Here is a 24,500-nt window from a genome sequence, read left to right on the forward strand (position 1 = left end):
ACGCCGAAGCCTCGGTTCTTGTCCCGCCCGACCCCGCCGAGCGCTGCGGCTGCTCACCCCTCGTTTCCTGGCCGGACGTCGGGGAGCGGGTGAATTGCGCCCGCGGGTTGGTGATTCGGTTGGTGATTTCTTGATCCCCGACTGGTGATCGAGCGCCGAGGGGATGGCATAGAACACGCCGTACTGGATACGGGCCGTGTGGCCCGTGAGCGAGGGGAACAGCAGATGCGAGTACGAAGGTCAACGACGAGGACCACCCGGGGCGGAACGGCCAGGAGGCGCCGCGGACGAGTTCCCGCGGTCCTGGCAGCGCTCAGCCTGGTCGGGGCGGGCCTGGTTGCCACCTCGCTCACGGCGGTCACGCCGAGTGCGGTCGCCGCGCCCGGAAACCCCGGCGTACCCGGTGAGCCGACGGTCCTCTTCGTCGAGGACTTCGAGAACCGGGCCGCGGACTCGAACGTGCTCCTGACGGACTACACGGGGGCGGAGGGGACGACCTACGCGGCCGACCCCTTCTGGGTGGACCGCGCGGCGTGCAACGGGTTCATCGTCAACTACAGCAGCCCGCGTGTCGTCGGCGACTGCGTCGGTCAGGGCGGCGAGGCCGGGGGCATTGGCGTGTACAACTCGCTGATGTCCCTGCCGTACACGCTCGGCACCATCAACGGCACCGACCCGGCGAGCAACGCCGCGGCGTCGTCCTACACCTCGGGCAACACCACGCCGAACGAGATCCAGTTCCGCACGGCCGATCCGCTGACCCTGCCCACCGCGGGCCGGTTCGTGACGTTCTCCGTCGACGCCGTCGCGCAGAACTGCACCTCGACCCACCCGGAGCTGCGCTTCTACCTCGTCGACGGCGCCGGCGAGGAGATCGCGGTCTCCAGCGCCGCGATCGACCCGTGCACCGACCCGCGCGGCACGCAGTACAACTCGCCCGCCCAGGACGGCACGCCGCGCGTCGTGATCGGCGGGCGCTTTCCCGCGGACGGCTCGAACCTCGTGACCGGCGGCTCGTTCGGCATCGTGATGCGCAACGAGAACGGCAGCGGCCAGGGCAACGACGGCGCCTACGACAACATCCGCGTGCTCGACGTGACGCCGCAGCTCGACAAGGAGTTCAGCCCGACGTCGGTCGCGACCGGCGGCGTCTCCACGCTGACGCTGACCATCACGAACACCAGCGACCTGGCCGCCAAGAACGGCTGGTCGTTCACCGACACCCTCCCGGAGGGCCTGGTCGTCGCCGACCCGTCCGCCGTCGCGACGGACTGCCCGGCCGGCGACGTGACCGCCACGGCCGGCGCCACCTCGCTCTCGGGCACCGGCAACCTGGACGCCGGCATGGCCTCCTGCACCATCTCGGTGAACGTGACCTCGGACGAGGCGGGCAGCTACACGAACGGCCCCGACAACATCTCGGCGATCGGCCTGGACTACCCGGACCCGTCGACCGTGACGTTCGGCGACCCGAGCCTGGAGCTCGTCAAGACCGCCGGTGAGCCGGTCGACGTCAACGAGAACGGCATCACGGACACCGGCGACACCATCGCCTACACCTTCGAGGTGACCAACACCGGCGACGTCGCGATCGACGACCTGGCGATCGACGACCCCACGGTGGGCGCGATCACCTGCGAGGCGACCTCGGTCGCTCCGGGCGACACCGTCACCTGCGCCACCGACGAGCCCTACGTGGTCACGGACGAGGACGTCGCGGCAGGCTCGGTCGACAACTCCGCGACCGCCACGGGCACCCCGCCCGGCACGGACACCCCGATCGGGTCGCCGCCCTCGACCACGACGACGCCCACCGAGGCCCCGGACCCCGCCGTCGAGGTCGTGAAGTCCGCGACGCCGTCCGCCCCGGCCGCGTACACCGTGGGCCAGGAGATCGCCTACGACTTCGTCGTGACCAACACGGGCAACGTGCCGCTGAGCGACATCACGGTCGACGAGACCGAGTTCTCGGGCTCGGGCGAGGCCCCGGTCGCGACCTGCCCCGCCGACGTCGTCCTGGCGCCGGGGGAGTCGGTGACCTGCACCGCGAGCTACACGCTCACGCAGGAGGACGTGGACTCCGGTGCGCTGACCAACACGGCCACGGCCACCGGCACCCCGCCGGGGGACACCCCGCCGCCGACGTCGCCGCCGTCGACCGTGGAGATCCCCAGCACCCCGGAGCCGGGACTCGAGGTGGTCAAGACCTCCGACACCGAGGAGATCACCGAGGTGGGCCAGGAGATCACCTACAGCTTCGCGGTGACGAACACCGGCAACGTCACGCTGACGGACATCGAGGTCGACGACTCGGACTTCTCCGGTTCGGGTGAGCTGTCGGCGATCGACTGCCCCGCGGAGGCCGCCGGCCTCGCGCCGGGCGCGTCGGTGACCTGCACCGCCGGCTACGTGGTCACGCAGGCCGACCTCGACTCCGGCGAGCTGAGCAACACCGCGACGGCCACGGGTACGCCGCCGGGGGACACCCCGCCGCCGACCTCGCCGCCGTCGACCGTCGACATCCCGGGCACCCCTGCGCCCGGCATCGAGGTGGTCAAGACCTCCGACACCGACAAGATCACGACGGTGGGCCAGAAGGTCACCTACAGCTTCGAGGTGACCAACACCGGCAACGTGGCCCTGAGCGACGTCACGGTGGACGACTCCGACTTCTCCGGGTCGGGTGAGCTCTCGCCGGTGGACTGCCCCGCCGAGGCGGAGAACCTCGCGCCCGGCGCTTCGGTGACCTGCACCGCGACGTACCTGGTCACCCAGGCGGACCTCGACACGGGCGAGCTGACCAACACGGCCACGGCCACCGGCACCCCGCCGGGCGGCACGCCGCCGCCCACCTCGCCGCCGTCGACGGCGAAGGTCCCGGTGGACCCCGCTGACCCGGCGCCCGCGGCTCCGACGCAGCCGGACCGTCCCGGTGGCTCGCTGGCCGCGACCGGCGCCGATCTCGGGTGGACGGCCGGCCTCGCCGCGCTGCTCTTCCTGACCGGTGCCGCGACCCTCCTGGTCGTGCGCCGCCGCCGCACGGCGAGCTGACCGTCGGGTCCCTCGTCCCGTCGTCGTCGCGGCGGGGCGAGGGGCCCGGCCTCGGCCGGAATGCGTGCAATAAGGTGCAGTGCGTTTTTCCGGGCATTTTTCGCTGTATTGGCGGGTGATGCCAGGTCGGACCGGACAGCCCTTTCCATGGGTTTGTGGAATGACTTATAGTGCCGTCGCGGTACTCAATGCGAAACGATGATCCACTCCTGACGAACCAGCACTGGTGTAGCCCTGAGCAGGGGAGATGCCGGAGTTGCCCCCTCGTTGCACCCGAGCGATCACGCCGGGTGGCCGGGCCGGCACCCCAGGCCGAATACCCCGCCAACGAATGCGCCGACACTCTGGTGGAAATGGGACGCAACGACTTTGTCAGACGATCTGAGATGGTTCGTCACGCTCGAACCGGACACCCAGGTGATAGCGGACCGAGCGGACGACCACGGCGAGCACGGCGTGCTGAGCGCCATCGCCTCCGGAGACCTGGACACCCTCGAGGACCTGGCGGACGTGTGGTGGTTCGAGCTGCCCGCCCGCTTCGGCCCGGAGCTGCTCGGCCTGCTCGAACATCTGCCCGCCACGACGGCCGCCCGCCGTCCACGGCTGCTCATGGCCGGCGTGCTGGCCTACCAGCTCGCCGAGGCGCGCGACGACTCGCAGCTCCGCGCCACGATGCGCCTGTTCGAGCTGCACGGCGTGCGGCTGTCCAAGCGGCTGCGTTCGTTCACGCGGGCCGGGGACCTGGTCGCCGCGGGGGCGCTCGCGATGCACGCGGCCCGCATGCGCGGTCAGTACCGCACGGCGGAGGGCATCGGCGCCTGGGTCGAGGAGCACCTGCTCCGGACCGACGACGCCGGGGCGCTGCCCTGGACCGGCGACCGCCGGGTGGGGCGGCCGGGCCTCATCGCCCTGAACCGGGGCGTGACGGCGATGCTGGCCGGGCACCCGGCGATCGCGATCGGGCACCTGCGCCGCGCCTACGAGCAGGCCGGCCCGCCGCCGTTCCAGCACTTCGCGGGCGCCTCGGCGTGCGCGAACCTGGCGCTGCTGGCGGCCGTGCGCGGGCACCACGCGATGGCCGAGAACTGGCTGGGGCGTATCCGGGAGTGCGGTCCGGTCCCGGAGTGGCTGGAGCACCACCTGCTGCTCGGGGCCGTCATCGCGCGGGCGCTGCTCGCGATCGACCGGCTGGACCCCTACGCCGCCGCGCAGGCCCTGGACGAGGCCGGCAGCGGGGAGGACCCGGGCGACCTCTGGCCGTTCCTCGCGGCCGCGCGGGCGGCGTACGCCGTGGCGTTCGACGAGCCCGTGCACGGTCTGCTGGGCCTCGACGCCGCCTGCTTCGCCCACGGGATGGGCGCGCGCCCCGGCCCGGACGCGCACCCGGTCCTGCTGCGGGCCCACGCCGACCTGCTCGCCGCGACCGGCGAGGGCAACCGCGTGGTGGCCCTGGCCGAGTCCGCCCCGGCCAGCCGGCTGCTGCCGCCCGCGGCCCGGGTGCGGCTCCTGGCCGGCGACACCGACGGCGCGCTGACGGTCGCCGGACGGGCGATGCGCGACGCGGCGGTGACGCCCCGGGACGCGCTGGAGCTCCAGCTCGTCATGGCCGTGGCGCACCTGCGCACGGGCGAGCCCGACGAGGCCCGCGCGCGGTTCCTGCACGCCGCGGAGCTCGGGCGACAGGGTCTGCTGGCGCCGTTCGCGCTGTTCCCGCGCGAGGAGATGCTGGACCTGTGCCACCGGACGGGCACCGACCCCCGGCACGTGGGGATCACCCGCATCCCCGACGACGCCAGGAACCCCGTCTCGGGCCCGATCGTGCTGCTCACCCGGCGGGAACGGGCGGTGCTGGTCGGCCTGGCCGCCGGTGACAGCGCTGTCCGGATCGCCGCGGACCACGGTGTCTCGGTGAACACCGTGCGCACCCAGGTGCGCAAGGTCTACCGCAAGCTCAACGCGTCGAGCCGCACCAGTGCCCTCGCTCGCGCGGGCCAGCTCGGGCTGATCCCGCCCGAGACCCCGCGCAGCGCCTGACCGCCCTCCGGCATCCCCGACCGGCGGACTCATCCGCGTGCCGGTCGGGGGCCGCCGGGCCATAGTGGCTCCAGACGAGGTCGGCCGGCAGCACGGGCTTCCGGACGGGGTGTGCCGGCACGGGGAGGGACGACGATGGGCGACGGGGACGGACTGACCCACAGCAGCGATGCCGACCCGGGTATCCACCGCCGTCGGCGCGGCACGGGATTCTCCTACACGGACCACCGCGGCGACCGGGTCACCGACGAGCGCACGCTCGACCGGATCCGCGCGCTCGTGATCCCGCCCGCGTGGACCGACGTGTGGATCTGCGCGGACGCCACGGGGCACGTCCAGGCCACGGGGCGCGACGTCAAGGGCCGCAAGCAGTACCTGTACCACCGCGAGTGGCGGCGCACCCGCGACGCCGCAAAGTTCGAGGAGCTGACCGGCTTCGGGGACGGTCTGGTGGCCCTGCGCAAGCGGGTGGACGCCGACATGGGCGCGCCGCGCCTGAGCCTCGACCGGGTCGCGGCCACCGTCGTCCGGCTGCTCGACGAGACGCTGATCCGCGTCGGCAACGACGAGTACGTGCGCTCCGGCGAGTCGTACGGGCTGACGACGCTGCGCAACCGGCACGCCCGGGTCGACGGCGCCGAGGTGCGGTTCCGCTTCGCGGGCAAGTCCGGCGCGCCGCACGACGTCGTGGTCGACGACCGGCGCGTGGCGAACATCGTGCGCCGCTGCAAGGAGCTGCCCGGCCAGCAGCTCCTGCGGTACGTCGACGGCGACGAGGTGCGCGACGTCGGCTCGCGCGACGTCAACGACTACCTCGGCCGGGTGACCGGGGCCGGCTGGACGGCCAAGACGTTCCGGACGTGGGGCGCCAGCGCCGTCGCGTTCGGGCACCTGCGCCGGCTCGAACCGGCGGACCAGGCCGAGCACGACGCGCAGCGCGTCGAGGCGGTCAAGATCGCCGCCGGTCACCTGCACAACACCCCGGCGGTGTGCCGCAAGAGCTACGTGCACCCGGCGATCCTCGCCGACGACCGTGCCGAGCTCGACCGCCTGATCGCGCGGTCGGGCGCCGACGACGTGCGCACGTCCCGCTGGATGGCGGCCGACGAGCGCGCTCTGCTCCGGTTCCTCACCGTCGCGGAGCGCGCCCGCCGCAGGGCCGCCTGACCGGTCAGCTCCAGAGCTCGGCGAGCTCCTCGGCGCGGGCCCTGCCCTGGTCGTAGCCCGCCCGGGCGGCGGCCGGACGCAGCGACCCGTCCATCGCGTTGAGGCCGAACAGGTGCTCGTGCTCGCGCTCCGGGAAGATCGTCGCCACCCTGCTGCCGCCCGCGCGCAGGTCCTCGACCTGGGTCGCCAGGTCCAGACCCCAGTCCGCCGGGGTCCGGGACCGGCCGCCGAACGGGGACAGCACCAGCACCCGGGCGTACCCGGCGGCCAGGTCGGCGTTCTCGGCGCCCGCGCGGTAGCCGCCGTCGATGTAGCGGCCGGAGCCGATCCGGTAGGCGAAGCCGCTGGCGCAGCTCGCCGCGACGGCGTCCGCCAGGCCGACCCCGCTGGTCCGGTCGAACACGACCGGCTCCCCGGTGATGGCGTCGACCGCCGTGAGGAGCACCGTCCGCTCCGGCCAGGTCTGGGCGGGCAGCCGCGCGGCGACGGTCGCCCGCCACCGCTCCTGCACCGCGTCGTCCGAGGACCCGGGCAGGTCGAGCGACATCGCGCCCAGCCGGCGGCGCAGGTCGGCGGGGCCGGTGGCGGCCTCGATGACCCGGCGGGTCCGCTCCATGTGGTCGGTCACGGGCCGGGTGCTGTGGGTCTGCGACCCGGCGGGCCGGGACGTGGCGGGCTGCGGCGGCGCGGTCAGCGCCGCGGCGTACAGCTCGCCCGGCGTCGCGCCGGAGAGCTGCGCCGCCGCCGTCGACCCGGCCGACGTGCCGACGGTCAGGTCGGCCGTGGTCACGTCCAGCCCGCCGTCGAACAGGCCGGCCGCGACGCCGAGCAGCCACGCGTTGCCTGTGGAGCCGCCGCCGCCGAGCACGAGAGCGCGCTCACGGGCGGCCGTGGGCGCGGCGGAGGGCAGAGCAGAAGGAGAAGATGAGGTGTTCATGGGGGTCGCCTCTCGCGAGTTGCCTGGCGGGCGCTCCCGGTGGCGACTAGCGCCGTCGCGCGATCGTGGGCAGCGGGGGAGCACCCGGTACGGACACAGCGTTCACGGGTCTCACCTCCTCCGGCCTGCGGTTCACGATCGCGACGACGTTAGCACACGTCAGGGGCAGTCTCGTCGGCCACCACGAGCGCCACCTCGCAGAACATCGAGTCGGCCCACGAGAACCACGGCCGCGAGTACGCCGTCGGGTCCGAGGCGTCGAACGCCTCGTGCATGCGGCCGGTGCCGCCGTCGGTCCGGGCGAGCACGCCGAGGAGCCGGACCCGGTCCTCGGGGGTGCCCGTGAGCGCCTCGACGGCCAGCGCGATGGGCCACACCCGGCCCGGCTTCGTGTGCGGGCTGCCGATGCCGCTCGCCGCCGTGCCCGTCACGTAGTACGGGTTGGCGGGGCTGAGCACGAACTCGCGGGTCGCGCGCCAGACGTCGGCGTCGTACACGTCCGGCGCGACCAGCGGGAGCGACAGCAGCGACGGCGTGTTGGCGTCGTCCATGCGCAGCACCCCGCCCAGCCCGTCCACCTCGTAGGCGTAGATCGGGGCGGCGTCGCCAGGCCCCGCGCCCGGCAGGCCCGGCTCCTCGCCCGGCGCACCGGGCACCACGCCGAACGCCTCGACGCCGGCCACGAGCTCGCCGGACAGCGTCCGCGCGTCGGCGGCCAGGGCGGCGTCGGCGAGTACCCCTTCCGCGATGTCGCCGATCGCGAGCAGCGCCTGCGCCGCGAACAGGTTCGCGGGGATGTTGTAGCCGTACGTGCAGGCGTCGTCCGACGGCCGGAACCCGCTCCACGTCATGCCCGTGCGGCCGACGGCGGTGCCGCGACCGTCACGCGCGAGGGTCTCGGTCGGGATGTCGGTGTCGCGCCGGAACCGGTACGGCGACGCGTCGTGGTCCTGCTCGGCGCGGAGCTGGTCCACGATCGTGCGCAGCACCTGGTGGGCGCGCCCGTCGAACACGTCCGTGCGGCCCGTCGTCCGCCAGAGCGTGTGCGCGAGCGTGACCGGATAGGCGAAGCTGTCGATCTCGTACTTCTGCTCCCACACGTGCGGGTCGTCGCACACGTCCTCGGGGTCGTAGTGCGCGCCCGTCGGGCCGTCGTTGAAGGCGTTCGCGTACGGGTCGTGGTCCAGGCACGCCAGCTGGCGCCGCACCACGGCGGCGACCAGGTCGGCCAGCGGCGGGCACGTGGTGAGAAAGCGCAGGTACGGCGTGAGCTGCGTCGTCGAGTCGCGCATCCACATCGCCGGGATGTCGCCGGTGATCACGAACGCCGTGCCGTCGTCGCTCGTCGTGACCGTGTCGGTCAGCGTGCGCAGCAGCGCGGCCTCGACCATGTCGCCCACCTGCGTGCCCGAGGTGGCGCGCACGCGGTCGGCCGCCTCCGTCAGGGTTGCCGTGATCGCCGGGTCGAGCGGGGTGCGCGTCATCGCTCCCATGGGGTGGCTCCGTTCTGGTCGGTCACGCGGACCGGTAGGGCGTCGGCGGGCGGGTCCGATTCCGGCGTGCACCAGACGCTGAGCGTGACCGGCGCGGCGACCGGTGCGCCGCTCGCCCACGAACCCAGCTCGTCCAGGCCGAGGTCGAAGGCGACCTCCGTGGTGGCACCGGGCGCGAGCGTCACCCGCCGGACGGCGAGGAGCTGCCGGCGGCGCGGCCGGATCCCCGGCTCGTGCCGGCGGGCGTACAGCGGCACCGGGAACGACCTGGTGTCCGGGCCCGCGTTGGTCACCTCGACGGTCACGTGCGCCGTGCCGCCGTCCACCAGCGCGGACGCGGCGACCGAGGCTGCCTCGTCGCCCAGCCGCAGGGTGACGCCGGGCAGGTGCGCCGTGCCCAGGGGAAGCCGCTGGAGCACGTCGGTGTCCACGTACCCGCGCGCCGTCTCCATCCGCTCGTCGTGCGCCACCGGCATGACGCCGTCCGCGGCCGGGAAGGTCGCCGGCAGGCGGCCCGACGCCGCGCCGTCGCACAGCGCCGCGACGATCGCGGCGCCCCCGCTCGGCCCGGGGAACGGCACGACCAGCAGCGCGTCGACCAGGGAGCGCAGCTCCGTCAGGGCCCGCGGCCGCCCGTCCAGCACGACGGCGACCACGGGCGTGCCGCCCGCCCGCGCCGCCCGCACCACGTCGAGCTGCGCCTGCGGCAGCGCGACCGACGACAGGTCCACACCCTCGCCGTTCGTCGTGTCGAGCGCGGGGCCGTCGACGGCGCCGTTGTCGGCGAACTCGTCGTCGTAGGTGCGGCGGCTCGTTCCCCCGAGCACCACGACGCAGACGTCGGCATCGGCGCTCGCGGCCCGGACGGCGTCGAGCGCGTCCGGTTCGTCTGCGTCCGGGGCATCAGCGTTCGGGGCGTCAGCGGCCGGGACGTCGAGCGGGCCCCGCAGGCGGCTGCCCTCCGCGTACCGCACGCGGTCCGCGCCGAACCGCGCCGTCAGGGCGGAGCGCACGGTCGAGGCACGCGGGTCGGGCGCGGGTCGCGGCGGCGTGTAGTCGCCGAGCTGGGCGTCAAGGTCGTCGGCGTTCGGGCCGACGACGGCGATCGTCGTCCCGGGGCGCAGCGGCAGCACGCCGCGGTCGTCCACCAGGACGACGGACTGGCGGGCCGCGCGGTCCACGAGCTCGACGAGGTCGCGCCGCGCCGGCGCGGACGGGGCGGGTGTGGCCGGGACGGCGTCGCCGAACAGCCCCAGCCGTCGCTTGAGGGCGAGCACCCGGTCGGCGGCGCGGTCGAGCGCGGCCTCCTCGACGAGCCCGCGTTCGATCGCGGGCTCCAGGTGCGTGAACGCCTCGTCCCAGAGGCTGAGGTCCACGCCGGCCCGCAGGGCGAGCGCGGCGGCGAAGGCGGGGTCGGGCGAGCTGTCCCTCAGGCGGTCGATCGCGGTGCCGTCGGCCATGACCACGCCGTCCCAGCCCCACTGCTCGCGGATCGTGCCGGTGAGCAGCTCCTCGTTGGCGCTGCACGGCACGCCGTCGACGTCGTTGTACGCGGCCATGAAGCCGGCCACGCCCACCCGCGCGGCGGCGTGCGCCGGCCGCAGGTGGATCTCGCCGAGCTCGCGCGGGCCGACGGGCGCGCCGGAGCCGTTGCGCCCGCCGATCCCGGCTCCCTGCCCGGCGAGGTGCTTGGCGACGACGGCGACGTGCGAGCCGTCGATCAGGTCGCCCGCGGAGGTGGTGCCCTGCATGCCGCGCACCGTCGCCGCGACGAGTGCGGCGGCCAGCGCCGGGTCCTCCGAGAAGCACTCCTCGGCGCGGCCCCAGCGCGGGTCGCGGAGCACGTCCAGCCCGGAGACGAGGGCGACGTGCGTACCGCGCGCCCGGGCCTCGGCGGCGACGGCGGCCGCCAGCTCCTCGGTCAGGTCGGCGTCCATGCCGGCGCCGAGCGCGAGGTTCACGGGCAGCGTGGTGCCGCCGAGCGCCATCAGGCCGTGGGGCGCCTCCTCGACGAACAGCACGGGGATGCCGTCGCCGAAGGTGTTCACGTGCTCCTGGACCGCGGCGTAGGCCTCGGCGCTGCGCTCGGGCGGGATGCCGTTGTCCCACCGCACCGCCGACCACGGGTCGGCGCGGAGCACGCCGTACAGGGCTCCGAGCCCGCCCCAGCGGTCCACCTCGCGCCGCAGCACGTCGGTGACGCGTGGGGCGCCGTCGACCCACCGGACGGCCTCCCAGCCCTTGAGCCGCTGGTTGACCTGTCCGATGCGGGTGGCGAGCGGGAGCGCGGCCGCCCCGCCCGCCGGGAGGGTGGTGCCGAGGGTCATCCCTTGACCGCCCCCGAGAGCAGCGCGCGCTGCATCTGGCGCTGGAGCACGGTGTAGACGAGGTACACGGGCAACAATGTGAACAGGGTGCCGGCCATCAGCACGCCGTAGTCGGTCCCGGCGTCGACCTTGAGCGTCGGCAGGGCCACCTGGATGGTGCGCTGCGCGGTGTCCGGGCCGATCAGGATGAGCGGGTACAGGTAGGCGTTCCAGAACGAGAGGAAGTTCAGCAGCAGCACCGTCGCGATGCCCGGCACGCAGATGGGCAGGTAGACCTGCCGCAGCACCTGGAGCGACGACGCGCCGTCCATGGAGGCGGCCTCCTCCAGCTCACGCGGGATGGTGCGCATGAACGAGGTGAGGATGACGATCGACAGCGGCAGCGCCGTCGCCGGCAGCAGGAACACCACGAACGTGCGGGTGTGGAACAGGCCGAGCGCGGCGGCGAGCAGGAACGTCGGGAACAGCGCGGCGAACGACGGGATGAGGAAGCCGAGGGCGAAGACGCTCTCGACGACCTTGCCGGCGCGGCCGCGCGCCCGGGCCAGCGCGAACGACGCGGGCAGGGCGAGCAGCAGGGTCAGCACGAGCGCCGCGACCGTGGTCAGCGCGGAGTTGGCCACGGCCAGGCCGAGGTCGGCCTGCTGGATCGCCGTCGTGAAGTTGGAGAAGTCGAACGTCGTCGGCAGGGCCAGCGGCGACTCGAAGATCTCCTCGTTCGTCTTGAACGACGAGACGATGAAGTAGTAGAAGGGGATGACCAGCAGTGCGGCGTAGATCCACGCGAGCGTGCCGCTCGTGATCGAGCCGATGCGGTCGCGCAGGGGGAGTCGCCGGGCGACTGTGGCGCTCTGAGCCATGAGGGTCTCCAGGGCAGGTTCGGGAGGCAGATCGGGCGGGGATCAGTGGGTGGCGCGGAGCGTGCGGCGGATCGCCCACATCCCGAGCAGCCCGATCACGAAGAGGACGACGCCGACGGCCTGGCTGTAGCCCAGGTCGGTCTCGACGAACGCCTTGCGGTAGATGAGGTACGCGAGCGTGGTGGTCGCGTTCTCGGGGCCGCCCTGCGTGAGCAGCAGCACGGTCTGCGCCGAGTTGAACAGCATCGACAGGAACTGCAGCATCGCGACGACGCCGATGAAGTCCCGCGCGATGGGCCAGTACATGCGCCAGGCCAACCGCCAGTCGTTCGCCCCGTCCAGGCGGGCGGCCTGCACGATCTCGCTCTCCACGCCGTCGAGCCGCGACGCGATGAGCACCGCGGAGTAGCCGATGCCGCTCCACAGCTCGACGGCGATGATGGCGCCGAGCGCGGTGGTCGGATCGGCGAGCCACTCGTTGCCCTGCAGGCCCAGCGGCCGCAGGAACCCGTTGACCAGGCCGTCCGGGTTGAGCATCGCGTAGAAGACCATCGCGGTGGCGGGCGCGGAGATGAGCGCCGGGATGAACAGCAGGTACCGCAGCACGCGGTGGCCGCGCGGCTTCTGCACCACGTAGAACGCGAGCAGGAAGGCGAGGCCGATCATGATCGGCAGGCCCACCACGATCTGGATCGCGGAGTTGGCGGTCGCCGTCCAGAAGGTCTCGTCGGCGAAGACGCGGGCGAAGTTGTCGAGGCCCGCCGGGGTCGGCGTGGTGAGCATGCCGGGCCACGAGAGGAACGCGATGACGAACATCGCGACCACGGGGCCGATCATGAACACCGCGTACCAGATCAGCGCGGGCAGGGCGAGGCCGGGGAACCGGTCGCGGAGGGTCCCGCGGCGGCGGGTGCGGGGGGCGGCGGTCGTGCCGTCGCCGGTCGTGTCGGGGCGGCCGGCGTCGAGGAGCGCGGTCATGGGTGGGGGTCCTTTCCCAGCTCGAGCGGTCAGACCGCCTGGTATGACTTCTCGAAGGCGTCGATGATGCGGTCGGCCGGGGCGGACCCGTAGGCGAGCGCGGTCGCCTGGATCATCGGCTCGAACACGGCGTCAGGGATGAGCAGGTCGGGCAGCATCACGGGGGTGACGTCGTCGTCCGTGAGGCGCGAGCCCTGGGCGACCAGCGGGAAGTCCTGGCTCACGGTGTCGGTGATGCGGCTCATGTCGCGCCCGGACCCGAGGATGAACTCGTCCGTGACCTCGGGGGTGTACAGGTTCTGCACGAACGGCTTGATGAGGTCGAGCTTCTTGCGGCCGTTCTCGCTGATCCAGATGCCGTGGCCGTTGAAGCTCTTGATGACGCTCGGGTGCTCCAGCACGCCGCCGCTCGACGGCTTGGGCCAGCCGCCCACGGTCACCTCCGCCGCGCGCTCGTTCGGCACCAGCGCCAGCGCCGACGACATGGCCGGCACGATCGCGGCCTTGCGCGTGTTGAACTGCGTCAGCTCCGAGTCGGACGTGTAGCCCTGGACGTTGTCGACGAAGACGCCGGCGTCGCGCAGCTCCACGAAGTGCTCCACGCCCGCGATGGCGCCGCGGCTCTCGGAGATCTTGCCCGTGGAGAACACGGTGCGCGCCTCGTCCTGGGTGATGAAGCCCTGGATGATCTGCAGGAACATCTTCTGGCCGCTCCAGTCGGAGCCGCCCACGGTCACGGGGCCGATGCCCTTGGAGCGCAGGGCGTCCGCGGCGGCGATCAGCTCGTCCGACGTCGTCGGGATGGCGCCGACGCCCGCCTCCTCCAGCAGCCCGGTGTTGAACGACACCGGCCAGTTGGTGCGGGTGAACGGGAAGGCGCGCAGGCGGCCCTCGTCGTCGGTCCACTCGGCCAGCGCCTCCGGGATGATCAGGTCCCGCAGGCCCCAGTCGTCGAGGTAGTCGTTCACGGGTACGGTCGCGCCCAGGCGGGTCCAGGACAGGGTGCGGCCCATCATGTTGACGATGGCGACGTCCGCCTCCTTGCCCGCGAGCGTGCTCGTCTCGAACACGATGGGCAGGTCGGAGCCGTTCTTCAGCAGCGCGACCTTGCGCGCGGTGGCGCGCTGGTAGGCGGCGACGACGTCGGAGAACACCTGGGCGCCGGCGACGGCACCGCTGATCTGCGTGTGCACGGTCAGGGCGTTCGGGCCGCTGGAGGCGGGGACGAGCGCCCCGCATCCGGCGAGGAGCGGCGTGATGATCCCGCCGCTGAGCGCGGCGCCCAACAAGGTGCGCCTGCTGATGCCGTGGGACACGGAACCTCCTGGAGCTTGTCGACCTGGGACTTCGGTGTGTCGATCGAGAGGGGCGGGGCACATCCGCGTGCCGGGCCTTGTAAAGCGGTACACAATCTGGCTGGCCGCGAATGTATACCGCTTTACTTTCGAGGGTCAACCCCCGTAGGGTCTGGCACGTGACCGAAACACCCCCGAAACGAGCAACGATCGCCGCGGTGGCTCGCCGTGCCGGCGTGTCGCCGTCCGCGGTGTCCCACGTCTTCAACGGCCGGCCCAACGTCTCGGCCGCCACGGCCGAGCGCATCCGCCAGGCGGCCGACGAGCTCAACTGGCGCCCCAACTACGCCAGCCGCAAGGTGTCGGGCCAGGGCGGGCGCAGCCTCGGGCTGGTGATCGCCCGGGCGAGCGACACCTTCGGTCGCGACCCCTTCTTCATGCGGCTGCTGGCCGGGCTCACGCAGCCCCTGGCCGACATCGGCTGGTCGCTCTCGCTCACGCTCGTGGCGGTCGACGACGAGGCGCGCGTCTACCGCGAGTGGTGGGCCGAGCAGCGCGTCGACGCGTTCCTGCTGGTCGACGCACGGACGGACGACCCGCGGCTCGACCTCGTCGGCCAGCTCGGCGCCCCCGCGGTGGTGCTCGGCGCGCCCGTCGACGCCGCGGTCCCCGCGGTCACGGTGCGCGACGACGCCGCGTTCGCGGCGGTGCTGACCCACCTGGTCGAGCACGGGCACCGCCGGGTCGCGCGGATCAACGACGCGCCCGGCCTCGCGCACACCCAGGCCCGCGACCGGCGGTTCGCCGCGGCGGCCGCCGACAGCGGCGTGGAGCCGTCCTACGCGGTCTGGGACGCCGAGGCCGCCGACCCTGTGGCCGACCTGCTCGGCCGGATCGGCGACGTCACGGCGATCATCGTCGACAGCGAGGTGATCGCCGCCGAGATCGTCGCGCACGCCCCCGAGCTCGGGGTGAGCGTGCCGGGCCAGCTCTCCGTGGTCGCCTGGGAGGACTCCTGGGTCTCCACCCTCGTGCGCCCGCGCCTGACCGCGCTGGACGCGCCGGTCGAGGAGAGCGCCCGCACCGCCGTCGCCCTCCTGGAGCGGCTGGTGCGGGGCGAGGACGTCACGTCGCAGACGGTCGGCGGGCGCCAGCTCATGGTGCGCGAGTCGACGTCCGCGGCGCCCGGCGACCGCTCCTGACCACCCCACGCCTTGGTTATCTGATCCACCTGAGAGGCAGGCCCTTGACCACCACCCCGCGCTTCGGCGTCAACTACACCCCGTCGAAGGACTGGATGTTCCAGTGGATGGCGATCGACCCGGACGTCGTCCGCGCCGACTTCGAGGCGATCGCGGCGCTCGGCGTCGACCACGTGCGGGTGTTCCCGCTCTGGCCCGTGCTGCAGCCCAACCGCACCCTGATCCGGCAGCGCGCCCTGGACGACATCGCGCTCGTGGCCGACCTCGCGGCCGAGCAGGGCCTGGACATCGCGGTCGACGTGATCCAGGGGCACATGTCCGGCTTCGACTTCGTGCCGGCGTGGCTCGTGAACTGGCACGACGGCAACATGTTCACGGACCAGCCGGCGATCGACGCGCAGGCGGCGCTCGTCGCGGCGGTCTACGACGCCGTCCGCGACAAGCCGAACTTCCTGGGGCTCACGCTCGGCAACGAGCTCAACCAGTTCCAGCGGCCCAACCCGGCGGCGATGCCCGCCAAGCGCGACGAGATCACGCACTGGCTGACGTCGCTGCTGGAGGCCCCGCGCGACCGCGACCCGGGACACCTGGTGACGCACAGCGAGAACGACCACCTCTGGTACCGCGACGAGCACCCCTTCGTGCCGGCACACGCCTCGCGCCTGGGTGACGTGACCACCGTGCACTCCTGGATCTTCAACGGGACGGCCGCGACCTACGGCGCGCTGTCGCCGCAGTCGGTGCGGCACGCCGAGTGGATGATCGAGCTGTCCAAGGCGTTCGCCGCGCAGCCCGGCCGGCAGGTCTGGCTGCAGGAGGTCGGCGCGCCGTCGATGAACCTCGCCGAGTCGGAGATGCCCGAGTTCTGCGCGCGCACCATCGAGGCCGCGCTCACCACGGACGACCTGTACGCCGTCACCTGGTGGTGCTCGCACGACGTGACGCGCGACCTCGCCGACTACAAGGACCTGGAGTACTCGCTGGGTCTGCTCGACACCGAGAACCGGGTCAAGCCGCTCGGCCGGCGGTTCGCCGAGGTGGTCGCGGAGGCGCGGCGGGGTGGGGCGCGTCCGGCTTCTGCTGGTCGTTCGGTCGCCGTTGTGGTCGACGTCGACGCGGACGACCTGCCGCTGTCCCGGCCGTCCCTCGGGCCCGGCGGCACCGTGTTCGAGCGGTGGCACGCGCTGCGCGAGGAGGGTGTGGAGGTCACCGTCGTGACGAGCGCCGCCGCCGCGGACCCCGCGGCGCTGGAGGCCCGCGGCATCCGGGAGCTCGTCCGTGTCGACGCCGTCTGACGGCGACCTGCTGCTGCGCGGCGGTCTGGTCGTCGACGGCAGCGGGGCGGAGCCGGTGACCGGCGACGTGCTGGTGCGGGACGGCCGGATCGCCGCCGTCGGCCTCGGTCCCCGCGGCCGGATCGACGCGCCCGGCGTGCGGGTCGTCGACGCCGACGGGCTGGCCGTGGCGCCGGGCTTCGTCGACATGCACGCCCACTCCGACCTGGCCGTCCTGGCGGACGGCGAGCACCTCGCCAAGGTCACGCAGGGCGTGACGACCGAGGTGGTCGGCCAGGACGGGATCTCCTACGCGCCCGTCACCGACGAGACGATGGCGCTCGTCCGCGAGCAGATCGCGGGCTGGAACGGCATCCCCGACGGCGTCGACTTCGCCTGGCGCTCCGTCGCGGAGTACCTGGCGGAGGTGGACCGGCGCGGCAGTGCGACGAACGTCGCCTACCTCGTGCCGCAGGGCACCGTGCGGATGAACGTCGTCGGCACCGGCGACCGGCGCGCCACCCCCGCGGAGATCGCCGAGATGCGCGCGCAGGTCCGCCAGGGCCTGCGGGAGGGTGCGTTCGGCCTGTCGTCCGGGCTCACGTACGTGCCCGGGATGTTCGCCGACACCGACGAGCTCGTCGCCCTCGCCGAGGTGGTCGCGGAGCACGGCGGCTACTACGCCCCGCACCAGCGGTCCTACGGCGCGGGTGCCATCGGGGCCTACGCCGAGATGGTCGAGGTCGCGCGCCGCTCGGGGTGCGCCCTGCACCTGACGCACGCGACGATGAACTTTCCCGAGAACCGCGGCCGCGCGGGGGAGCTGCTGGCGCTCGTGGACCAGGCGATCGCAGACGGCGTGGACGTCACGCTCGACACCTATCCCTACCTGCCGGGCTCCACCACGCTGTCGGCCCTGCTGCCGAGCCGCGCGGCGGTCGGCGGCCCGGAGCGGACGCTGGCCCGGCTGCGCGACCCGGGGGAGCGGGCGTGGATCGCGCACGAGGTCGAGGTCGTCGGCAGCGACGGCTGCCACGGCGTGCCCGTCGACTGGGACAGCATCGAGATCGCCGGGGTGCGCTACGCCGCGCTCGGCGACCGCGTGGGTCGCACCGTGGCGCGGATCGCCCTCGACGAGGGGCGGCCGCCGGCCGAGGTGTTCCTCGACCTGCTGGTCGCGGACCGCCTCGGCACGAGCATCCTGCAGCACGTGGGCGACGAGCAGAACGTCCGCGAGATCATGCGGCACCCCCGGCACACGGGCGGGAGCGACGGCATCCTGGTCGGCGCCAAGCCGCACCCCCGCGGCTCGGGCACGTTCCCGCGCTACCTCCGCCGGTACGTGCGCGAGGAGGGGGTGCTGTCGCTCGCCGAGATGATCGTGCATCTCTCGGCCCGGCCCGCGGCCCGGCTCGGTCTGCACGACCGGGGCCGGATCGCCGAGGGCTACGTGGCGGACGTCGTCGTCCTCGACCCGGCGACCGTCGCCGACCGGGCGACCCCGGCCGAGCCGCGGCTGACCGCCGCGGGCATCCCGTGGGTGCTGGTGGGCGGTGTGCCGGTGATCGAGGAGGGCGCGCGCACGGCTGCGCGTCCTGGCGTGGCGCTGCGGCACCGGCCGGCGGGTGCGAAGCGGCGCGGGGCCTAGCCCGGTGGGCCCGGGCTTGTCGGGCCGGCTAGACCTAGGGCATGTAGTGCCTGCAGAGGGTGCCGCCTGGGCCATACTTCGCTCACCCAGGACCCGCTGAGTTCACGCCAGCCGGACAGTCCGGCGCAGGCGAATACCTCGGGTCCCAGGTGAACGAAGTCTGGCCCTCCCGATACCCCCTCGAAAGCATGTACGCGCCCTGTGGCCGGCCAGCCAATCGGGGCGCCGACCGGCTCCGAGGTCGGACAGCCGGCTTGCTGTGCCGGCTCGATGTGCGGACCTGGTGTGCTGGCTCCGCCCGGTGCATCCGCCCCGAGGCCGGCCAGGTGGCGCCCCGAGTTCGGCAGTTCCCTGAGGTGAGCTGGTGAGATCGGTCGGTGGCATCGAGACCGGTCGGGCGTTGGACCGGCCTCGATGCCACCGACCGATCTCATGTGTGCGAGCAGGAATAGTGTGCCAAGCGCGGAGCGCCCCTGGGGCGTGCGCGTGCTGGGAGAGCGGGCGGGCCGTGCAGGAGTGCGGGACTTGCCAGGTCGAGCGCCCGTGCAGCTAATATATTGCATGCCCATTCCGAGGAGCGTGCCCGCGATCGATCGCCGGCTGCTGCGTGACGACGTCTACGGCCGGCTGCGCGACGCGATCGTCGACGGCAGCCTGGCGCCGGGGGAGCAGCTGCGCGACCTCGAGCTCGCGGCGTGGCTCGGCGTCAGCCGCACGCCCGTGCGGGAGGCGCTGCTGCGGCTGGCCGAGGCCGGCCTGGTCGTGGCCCGGCCGGGCAGCTCCACGACCGTGAGCTCGCTGGACCTGCGCGAGGTGCGCGGGGCACGCGACGTCGTCGCCGCGATGCACGAGGTGGCCGTGCGCGCGGCCGTGCCGGGCCTCACGGAGGCAGACCTGGACACGATGCGCGCGGCCGAGCGCGAGTTCCGCGAGGCGATCGAGCGGGGCGACGTCGAGGCGGCCTTGCGCGCCGACGACGCGCTGCACGGCGTGCCCGTGACGGTGGCGGCCAACCGGGCGCTGTCCGCCGTGCTCGACCAGTTCACGCCGGTGCTGCGGCGCGCGGAGCGGCTGCGGTTCTCGTCGCTGGGCGGGCGTGCGTCGCTCGCCCGGCACGAGGAGCTGATCCGGCTGTGCGCCGCCGGGGAGGCGGAGGGGGCGGCGGCGGTCGCCTTCGACACCTGGAGCACCCTGCCCACCGACGCGCACGAGCCCACCGACGCCGACGAGCCCACCGACGCCGACCACCCCGCCCGCGAGGAGTAACCCATGGCCCTGTCCGACTTCCCCCGCCACCCGCTCACCTTCGGGCCCAGCCCCGTCCACCCGCTGCCGCGCCTCACCGCCCACCTCGGCGGCGCGTCGGTCTGGGCCAAGCGGGAGGACTGCAACGCGGGCCTCGCCTACGGCGGCAACAAGACCCGCAAGCTGGAGTACTTCGTCCCCGAGGCGCTCGCGCAGGGCGCGGACACGCTGGTCTCCATCGGCGGCTACCAGTCCAACCACACGCGCCAGGTCGCGGCCGTCGCCGCGTCGCTCGGCCTCAAGGCCGTGCTGGTACAGGAGAACTGGGTCGACTGGCCCGACTCCGTGGCCGACCGGGTCGGCAACATCATGCTCAGCCGCATCATGGGCGCGGAGGTGCGGCTCGACCCGGCCGGCTTCGGCATCGGCTTCAAGGACTCCTGGTCCCGCGCGATCGAGGACGTGAAGGAGCGCGGCGGCACGCCGTACGCCATCCCGGCGGGCGCCTCCGACCACCGGCTCGGCGGACTCGGCTTCGCCCGCTGGGCGTACGAGGTCCAGGAGCAGGAGCGGGAGCTCGGTGTCTTCTTCGACACCGTCGTCGTCTGCGCGGTGACGGGCTCCACCCAGGCCGGCATGATCGCCGGGTTCGCGGCGCTGGAGGAGGCCGGCGGCCCGCCGCGCCGGCTCATCGGGATCGATGCCAGCGCCAAGCTCGACGAGACGCGCGACCAGGTCGCGCGGATCGCGCGCGCCACGGCCGAGCTGATCGGTGTCGGCCGCCCGCTGCGGGACGACGAGATCACGGTGCTGCCCGGCTGGGCCGGCGACCTCTACGGCATCCCGGTGGAGTCGACGCTCGACGCGATCCGGCTCACCGGCGAGCTGGAGGGCGTCATCATCGACCCCGTCTACGAGGGCAAGTCGATGGCCGGGCTGATCGACCTCGTGACCAGCGGCGACATCCCCGCGACCAGCAACGTGCTGTACGCCCACCTGGGCGGGCAGCCCGCGCTGAACGCCTACAGCGGCCTGTTCACGCAGACCCGTTCCGTGCTCGGCTGACGACGCGCGCCCGAGACGGCGACAAGCGGCGCGCTTTCGGGGAGGCTTGGCACGCGCCGGGTGTTCACCGCGGACACCCGGGATCGAGATGGAGCGTCATGGCCCGCCTGCTGCACCGCCCCGGCACCCCGCCACGCCTGCCCCGAGGGCGGGACCTCGACGCGAGCTTCCGCCCGGCGGGGCCCGCGCGCTCGCCGCGGATCGCCGGCGAGCGGGCCGGGGGCCGGAGCCGTGCCGTGGTGGGTCTGCCGGCCAACCCGTTCGGCTACGCGATGCTCGCCACCCTGGGGGTCGGCGCCGGCCTCGCGGTGCTCGGCGCGCTCTCCGCGGTGGCAACGGTGCTCGTGTACGTCGGGCTCGCGCTGTTCCTGGCGCTGGCCCTGGAACCCGGCACCGAGGCCCTGACCGACCGGGGGCTGCCGCGCTGGGTGGCGGCGACCGTGATGGTCGTCGGGTCGCTGGTGGTGATCGCGCTGGTCGTCGTGGCGGTGCTGCCGATCGCCGTCCCGCAGGTCAGCAGCTTCGGCGCCCAGCTCGTGGACCTGCTGCGCACCCTGCCCGACCAGGCCTGGTACGCCTGGGCGACCAGCAACCTGGGCGCCCTCGACCTGAACGGGCTGCTGTCCTCGCTGACCGACCTGCTGAGCGACCCCCGGCAGCTCTCGGCGATCGCCGGCGGCGTGCTGCAGGTCGGCACCGGGCTCATCAACGGCGTCACCGCCGTCATCATCGTCACGGCCCTGACCATCTACTTCGCCCTGACGCTGCCGACCATGGTCGCCGCCGTCCTGCGGCTGGTGCCGCGCTCCCGGCGGGAGATGACCGGGTCGCTCCTGGACGAGGTGCTCGACTCCGTGGGCCGGTACGTCTCCGGGCAGCTCATCCTGGCCACCATCAACGCCACGTTCACGCTGGTGCTCACCCTGTTCGCGGGCAGCCCGGCGCCGATCCTGCTCGCCGTCATCGCGTTCGTCGCGGCCCTGATCCCCGTCGTGGGCACGGTCATCGGGTCCATCCTCGTGACGCTCGCGACGCTCACGGTGAGTCCCGTCGCGGCGATCGTCGTCGGCGCGTGCCTGCTGGTCTACATGCAGGTCGAGGCGTACGTCCTGTCCCCGCGCGTGATGAGCCGGGCCGTGTCGATGCCCGGCGTCCTGGTCATCGTCGCGGCCCTCGCCGGCGCGGCGCTCGGCGGCATCCTCGGGGCCCTCGTCGCGGTCCCGGTCGCGGCGGCGGGCCTGCTGGTCATCAAGCGCGTGGTCATCCCGTACCAGGAGACGCGGTAGCGCTCACCAGCGCTGATGGCGCTCCGACCGATAGGATCCCCGGACAACAGATCCCGGCCGGCCCGTCCGTACCGGGAGTCGAGCCGGGCGAGAGCAGGGGCGAGGGATGGCGCAGGGCAGACGGCCGCCGACCATGGTCGACGTCGCGCGGGCCGCCGGCGTCGCCCACATCACCGTGAGCCGGGTCGTGAACGACGAGCCCACCGTGAAGCCCGAGACCCGCGCGCGCGTCCTGCGTGTCATCGAGGAGCTCGGCTACCGGCGCAACGACAGCGCCCGCATGCTCAAGAGCGGCCGGTCCACGATGCTCGGCGTCGTCCTCGCCGGCTCGGAGCTGTTCGAGCTGCCGCGCGTCCTCCTCGGCATCGAGCAGGCGGCCAAGGAGGCCGGCCACTGGGTCAGCCTCGCGAGCTGGCAGGGCGGCACCCACGAGCAGCTCGAGCAGTGCCTCGGCCGGCTCGTCGGGCAGGGCGCCGCGGGCGTGGCGGTCATCGCGGACCGACCCGTCGCCCTGGAGGCGCTCGACCGGACCGTGACCCGCGTGCCGATCTCCGTGGTCATGTCCGGCAACGTCGCCAACCCGGCGATCGGGTCGGTCGAGCTCGACCAGGAGGAGGGCGCGCGTCTCGCCACCCGCCACCTGCTCGACCTCGGCCACCGCGACATCGTCCACCTGAGCGGGCGCATGGAGACCTTCGACGCCCGCGCGCGGGTCGACGGCTGGCGCGCCGAGCTCCGTCGCGCGGGCATCGAGGAGCCGCGCCTGCTGCACGGCGACTTCAGCGCGCGCAGCGGGCACGCCCTGACCACCGAGCTGATCGACGCCGGCCGGCTGCCGACGGCGATCTTCAGCGGGAACGACCAGATGGCGCTCGGCGTGCTCTCGGCCCTGGCCGCCCGCGGCCTGACCGTCCCTGGTGACGTGTCGCTCGTCGGCTTCGACGACATGGCCGGCGCCGACTACCTCGTGCCCGCCCTGACGACCGTCCGGCAGGACTTCGTCACGCTGGGCCGCCTCTCGATCGAGGTGCTCCTCGACCTGATCGGTGGTGGCGACGCCCGCCACCACCTGCTGCCGCCGTCACTCGTGGTGCGCGCCAGCACCCGCGCGGTCTGAGGCGGACGCCGGCACCCCGTACCGGACGCCGCGGAAGGCCAGCGGGGCGGCCCCGACCGGGGCCTCGTTGACGAGCCCGAGCAGGACGCCGGTGAAGCCGCCCGCCGTCTCGGTGCTGAGCACGGTGTGCGGGAAGGCCGCCAGGGTCTGCTCCTCGGCTCCCTGCGCGCACAGGAACTCGTAGGACTCGCCGTCCGACCGGATCCGCAGCGCCACGTCCCCGGCGACCGGCACCTCCTGGCCGGCGACGTCGGCGCCGTTCAGCCGGCCCGTCACCCGCGCCACACACCCGCCAGGGCCCCGCCGGACCCGCGCCGCGAGGAACGTGTTCTCGTCCTGGAAGGCGACCACCCCGGCGTCGTGCGCCCCGATCAGGGCGGTGTCCACCACCGCGTCGAGCTCGAACGCGTGCATGTCCTGGCGGCGGGCGAGGAACGCGGGCACCTCGCGGGCCGAGAGCGGGACGGGCTGCGGGTGCAGCGTGACCACCTCGCCCGCGACGTCGGCGGCCACGTCTGCGGTCACCGGCCCGCGCAGCGACAGCCAGTCGGCCGGGCGGTCGGCCGTGACGGGCAGCCCGGGCCGGACGCCCTGGACGCGCCCGGTACCGGGCGCGAGGACCGGCCCGTGCTCGTCCCACTCGACGGGGACGAGCAGCACCTCGCGGCCGAGCGTGTGGTGCTGCGCCACGGGGCGGACGCCGAGCACCAGCGCCCAGGCCGCGCCGTCGGGCGACTCGACGAGGTCGGCGTGGCCCACGTTCTGCACGGGCTCGGCCGCGCCGAGGTGGCGGTGGGTCAGCAGCGGGCTGCGCGGGTCCGTCCGGTACGGGCCGGTCACGTGGTCGGCGGTCGCGCTGGTGACCGCGTGGTTGCGCTCGGTGCCGCCCTCCGCGCCCACGAGGTGGTAGCGGCCTGCGCGCTCGTAGATGTGCGGGGCCTCGACCCAGGCGCCCGTCACCGCGCCGTGCCAGAGCACGTGCTCCGGTCCGACCAGCTCCAGCGCGGCCAGGTCGAGCTCCCGCAGCCAGATCTCGCCGGGCCCGGTCGCGCCGTGCGCCGTCGCGTCCCGCGCGGCGGTGAACCAGGCCCGGCCGTCGTGGTCGAAGAACAGCGACGGATCGATCCCGTCGGCCTCCAGCGGCACCGGGACCCGCCACGGCCCGGCGGCGTCGGGCGCCGTGGTCAGGTACGTGGCGGAGCCCTGGCGGTCGCGGGCGATCGTGAACACCACGTAGAACACGCCGTCATGGTGGCGGATCGTGGGCGCCCAGACGCCGTCCGCCACCTGGCTGCCGTCCAGCGGGAGCCAGCTCGCGCCGGCCAGCACGTGCCCGACCAGGTCCCAGGTGACCAGGTCACGGCTGTGGTGCACCGGGATGCCGGGGTGGTAGGCGAAGGTCGAGGTCACCATGAAGTAGTCCTCGCCGACGCGGCACACCGAGGGGTCGGGGTGGCAGCCGGGCAGTACGGGATTGGGGACCAGACGCATGTGCGCTCCTTTGCGCGAGGGGTCGCGCTT

Annotated in this window: 17 protein-coding genes; 10 read left to right on the plus strand and 7 right to left on the minus strand. The window is 73.6% G+C overall.

From position 1 onward, the window contains the following. The first annotated feature begins 225 nt into the window (after nt 1-225). The 3 genes from ACZ7LE_RS07955 (at nt 226) to ACZ7LE_RS07965 (ending at nt 6,252) form a co-directional block, all read left to right on the plus strand. Nucleotides 226-3,051 carry a DUF7507 domain-containing protein gene (locus tag ACZ7LE_RS07955; RefSeq protein WP_470402745.1) on the plus strand — a complete coding sequence of 942 codons (2,826 nt, stop codon included), beginning with the start codon at nt 226-228 and terminating at the stop codon, nt 3,049-3,051. Between the two features lie 417 nt (nt 3,052-3,468). Then, a complete protein-coding gene (locus ACZ7LE_RS07960; protein WP_470402746.1) occupies nt 3,469-5,085 on the plus strand; it encodes a helix-turn-helix transcriptional regulator in 1,617 nt (538 codons plus the stop codon). A 135-nt stretch (nt 5,086-5,220) separates the two neighbouring features. Continuing rightward, nucleotides 5,221-6,252 (plus strand): DNA topoisomerase IB, encoded by a 1,032-nt coding sequence (locus tag ACZ7LE_RS07965; RefSeq protein WP_470402747.1) that lies wholly within the window; start codon nt 5,221-5,223, stop codon nt 6,250-6,252. 4 nt (nt 6,253-6,256) lie between these two features. Here ACZ7LE_RS07965 and ACZ7LE_RS07970 read toward each other — a convergent pair whose 3' ends face one another. The 6 genes from ACZ7LE_RS07970 to ACZ7LE_RS07995 form a co-directional block, all read right to left on the minus strand. Then, nucleotides 6,257-7,189, minus strand: coding sequence for a patatin-like phospholipase family protein (locus ACZ7LE_RS07970; protein ID WP_470402748.1), 933 nt, complete (start codon nt 7,187-7,189; stop codon nt 6,257-6,259). 149 nt (nt 7,190-7,338) lie between these two features. Then, nucleotides 7,339-8,682: a glycoside hydrolase family 125 protein gene (locus ACZ7LE_RS07975; protein WP_470402749.1), complete on the minus strand. Its 1,344-nt coding sequence runs from the start codon at nt 8,680-8,682 to the stop codon at nt 7,339-7,341. Further along, nucleotides 8,670-11,009: a glycoside hydrolase family 3 protein gene (locus ACZ7LE_RS07980; protein WP_470402750.1), complete on the minus strand. Its 2,340-nt coding sequence runs from the start codon at nt 11,007-11,009 to the stop codon at nt 8,670-8,672. The genes ACZ7LE_RS07975 and ACZ7LE_RS07980 overlap by 13 nt, the downstream gene beginning before the upstream one ends. Beyond that, a complete protein-coding gene (locus tag ACZ7LE_RS07985) occupies nt 11,006-11,869 on the minus strand; it encodes a carbohydrate ABC transporter permease (protein WP_470402751.1) in 864 nt (287 codons plus the stop codon). The genes ACZ7LE_RS07980 and ACZ7LE_RS07985 overlap by 4 nt, the downstream gene beginning before the upstream one ends. A 42-nt stretch (nt 11,870-11,911) precedes the next feature. Then, nucleotides 11,912-12,847 (minus strand): carbohydrate ABC transporter permease, encoded by a 936-nt coding sequence (locus ACZ7LE_RS07990; RefSeq protein ID WP_470402752.1) that lies wholly within the window; start codon nt 12,845-12,847, stop codon nt 11,912-11,914. Nucleotides 12,848-12,876: 29 nt separating this feature from the next. Next, complete coding sequence (locus tag ACZ7LE_RS07995) at nt 12,877-14,163, minus strand: ABC transporter substrate-binding protein (RefSeq protein WP_470402753.1); 1,287 nt, start codon at nt 14,161-14,163, stop codon at nt 12,877-12,879. Between the two features lie 158 nt (nt 14,164-14,321). On the opposite strand from ACZ7LE_RS07995, the gene ACZ7LE_RS08000 reads away from it, so the two are divergent. From ACZ7LE_RS08000 to ACZ7LE_RS08030, 7 genes are all read left to right on the plus strand, one after another. Next, on the plus strand, nt 14,322-15,344 hold the full coding sequence (locus ACZ7LE_RS08000; RefSeq protein ID WP_470402754.1) for a LacI family DNA-binding transcriptional regulator: 1,023 nt from the start codon (nt 14,322-14,324) through the stop codon (nt 15,342-15,344). A 44-nt stretch (nt 15,345-15,388) separates the two neighbouring features. Further along, a complete protein-coding gene (locus tag ACZ7LE_RS08005) occupies nt 15,389-16,639 on the plus strand; it encodes a glycoside hydrolase 5 family protein (RefSeq protein WP_470402755.1) in 1,251 nt (416 codons plus the stop codon). Continuing rightward, nucleotides 16,623-18,266 (plus strand): N-acyl-D-amino-acid deacylase family protein, encoded by a 1,644-nt coding sequence (locus ACZ7LE_RS08010; protein WP_470402756.1) that lies wholly within the window; start codon nt 16,623-16,625, stop codon nt 18,264-18,266. The genes ACZ7LE_RS08005 and ACZ7LE_RS08010 overlap by 17 nt, the downstream gene beginning before the upstream one ends. Before the next feature lie 561 nt (nt 18,267-18,827). Further along, a complete protein-coding gene (locus tag ACZ7LE_RS08015; protein WP_470402757.1) occupies nt 18,828-19,532 on the plus strand; it encodes a GntR family transcriptional regulator in 705 nt (234 codons plus the stop codon). 3 nt (nt 19,533-19,535) lie between these two features. Then, nucleotides 19,536-20,576, plus strand: coding sequence for a 1-aminocyclopropane-1-carboxylate deaminase (locus tag ACZ7LE_RS08020; RefSeq protein WP_470402758.1), 1,041 nt, complete (start codon nt 19,536-19,538; stop codon nt 20,574-20,576). Nucleotides 20,577-20,674: 98 nt separating this feature from the next. After that, complete coding sequence (locus ACZ7LE_RS08025) at nt 20,675-21,862, plus strand: AI-2E family transporter (protein ID WP_470402759.1); 1,188 nt, start codon at nt 20,675-20,677, stop codon at nt 21,860-21,862. A 106-nt stretch (nt 21,863-21,968) separates the two neighbouring features. Then, nucleotides 21,969-22,979, plus strand: a complete 1,011-nt coding sequence (locus tag ACZ7LE_RS08030; RefSeq protein ID WP_470402760.1) for a LacI family DNA-binding transcriptional regulator — start codon at nt 21,969-21,971, stop codon at nt 22,977-22,979. On the opposite strand, the gene ACZ7LE_RS08035 is transcribed toward ACZ7LE_RS08030, so the two are convergent. Then, nucleotides 22,944-24,470 (minus strand): glycoside hydrolase family 43 protein, encoded by a 1,527-nt coding sequence (locus tag ACZ7LE_RS08035; protein WP_470402761.1) that lies wholly within the window; start codon nt 24,468-24,470, stop codon nt 22,944-22,946. The genes ACZ7LE_RS08030 and ACZ7LE_RS08035 overlap by 36 nt on opposite strands. Between the last annotated feature and the right edge of the window lie 30 nt (nt 24,471-24,500).

The organism is Promicromonospora sp. NPDC110617 (assembly GCF_055598465.1).

What these genes read in the sequence shown, in the direction of transcription:
- ACZ7LE_RS07955 (WP_470402745.1), top strand. Translation starts at nt 226, where the DNA reads ATGCGAGTACGAAGGTCAACGACGAGGACCACCCGGGGCGGAACGGCC.
- ACZ7LE_RS07965 (WP_470402747.1), top strand. Translation starts at nt 5,221, where the DNA reads ATGGGCGACGGGGACGGACTGACCCACAGCAGCGATGCCGACCCGGGT.
- ACZ7LE_RS07970 (WP_470402748.1), bottom strand. Translation starts at nt 7,189, where the DNA reads ATGAACACCTCATCTTCTCCTTCTGCTCTGCCCTCCGCCGCGCCCACG.
- ACZ7LE_RS07975 (WP_470402749.1), bottom strand. Translation starts at nt 8,682, where the DNA reads ATGGGAGCGATGACGCGCACCCCGCTCGACCCGGCGATCACGGCAACC.
- ACZ7LE_RS07980 (WP_470402750.1), bottom strand. Translation starts at nt 11,009, where the DNA reads ATGACCCTCGGCACCACCCTCCCGGCGGGCGGGGCGGCCGCGCTCCCG.
- ACZ7LE_RS07985 (WP_470402751.1), bottom strand. Translation starts at nt 11,869, where the DNA reads ATGGCTCAGAGCGCCACAGTCGCCCGGCGACTCCCCCTGCGCGACCGC.
- ACZ7LE_RS07990 (WP_470402752.1), bottom strand. Translation starts at nt 12,847, where the DNA reads ATGACCGCGCTCCTCGACGCCGGCCGCCCCGACACGACCGGCGACGGC.
- ACZ7LE_RS08015 (WP_470402757.1), top strand. Translation starts at nt 18,828, where the DNA reads ATGCCCATTCCGAGGAGCGTGCCCGCGATCGATCGCCGGCTGCTGCGT.
- ACZ7LE_RS08020 (WP_470402758.1), top strand. Translation starts at nt 19,536, where the DNA reads ATGGCCCTGTCCGACTTCCCCCGCCACCCGCTCACCTTCGGGCCCAGC.
- ACZ7LE_RS08025 (WP_470402759.1), top strand. Translation starts at nt 20,675, where the DNA reads ATGGCCCGCCTGCTGCACCGCCCCGGCACCCCGCCACGCCTGCCCCGA.
- ACZ7LE_RS08030 (WP_470402760.1), top strand. Translation starts at nt 21,969, where the DNA reads ATGGCGCAGGGCAGACGGCCGCCGACCATGGTCGACGTCGCGCGGGCC.
- ACZ7LE_RS08035 (WP_470402761.1), bottom strand. Translation starts at nt 24,470, where the DNA reads ATGCGTCTGGTCCCCAATCCCGTACTGCCCGGCTGCCACCCCGACCCC.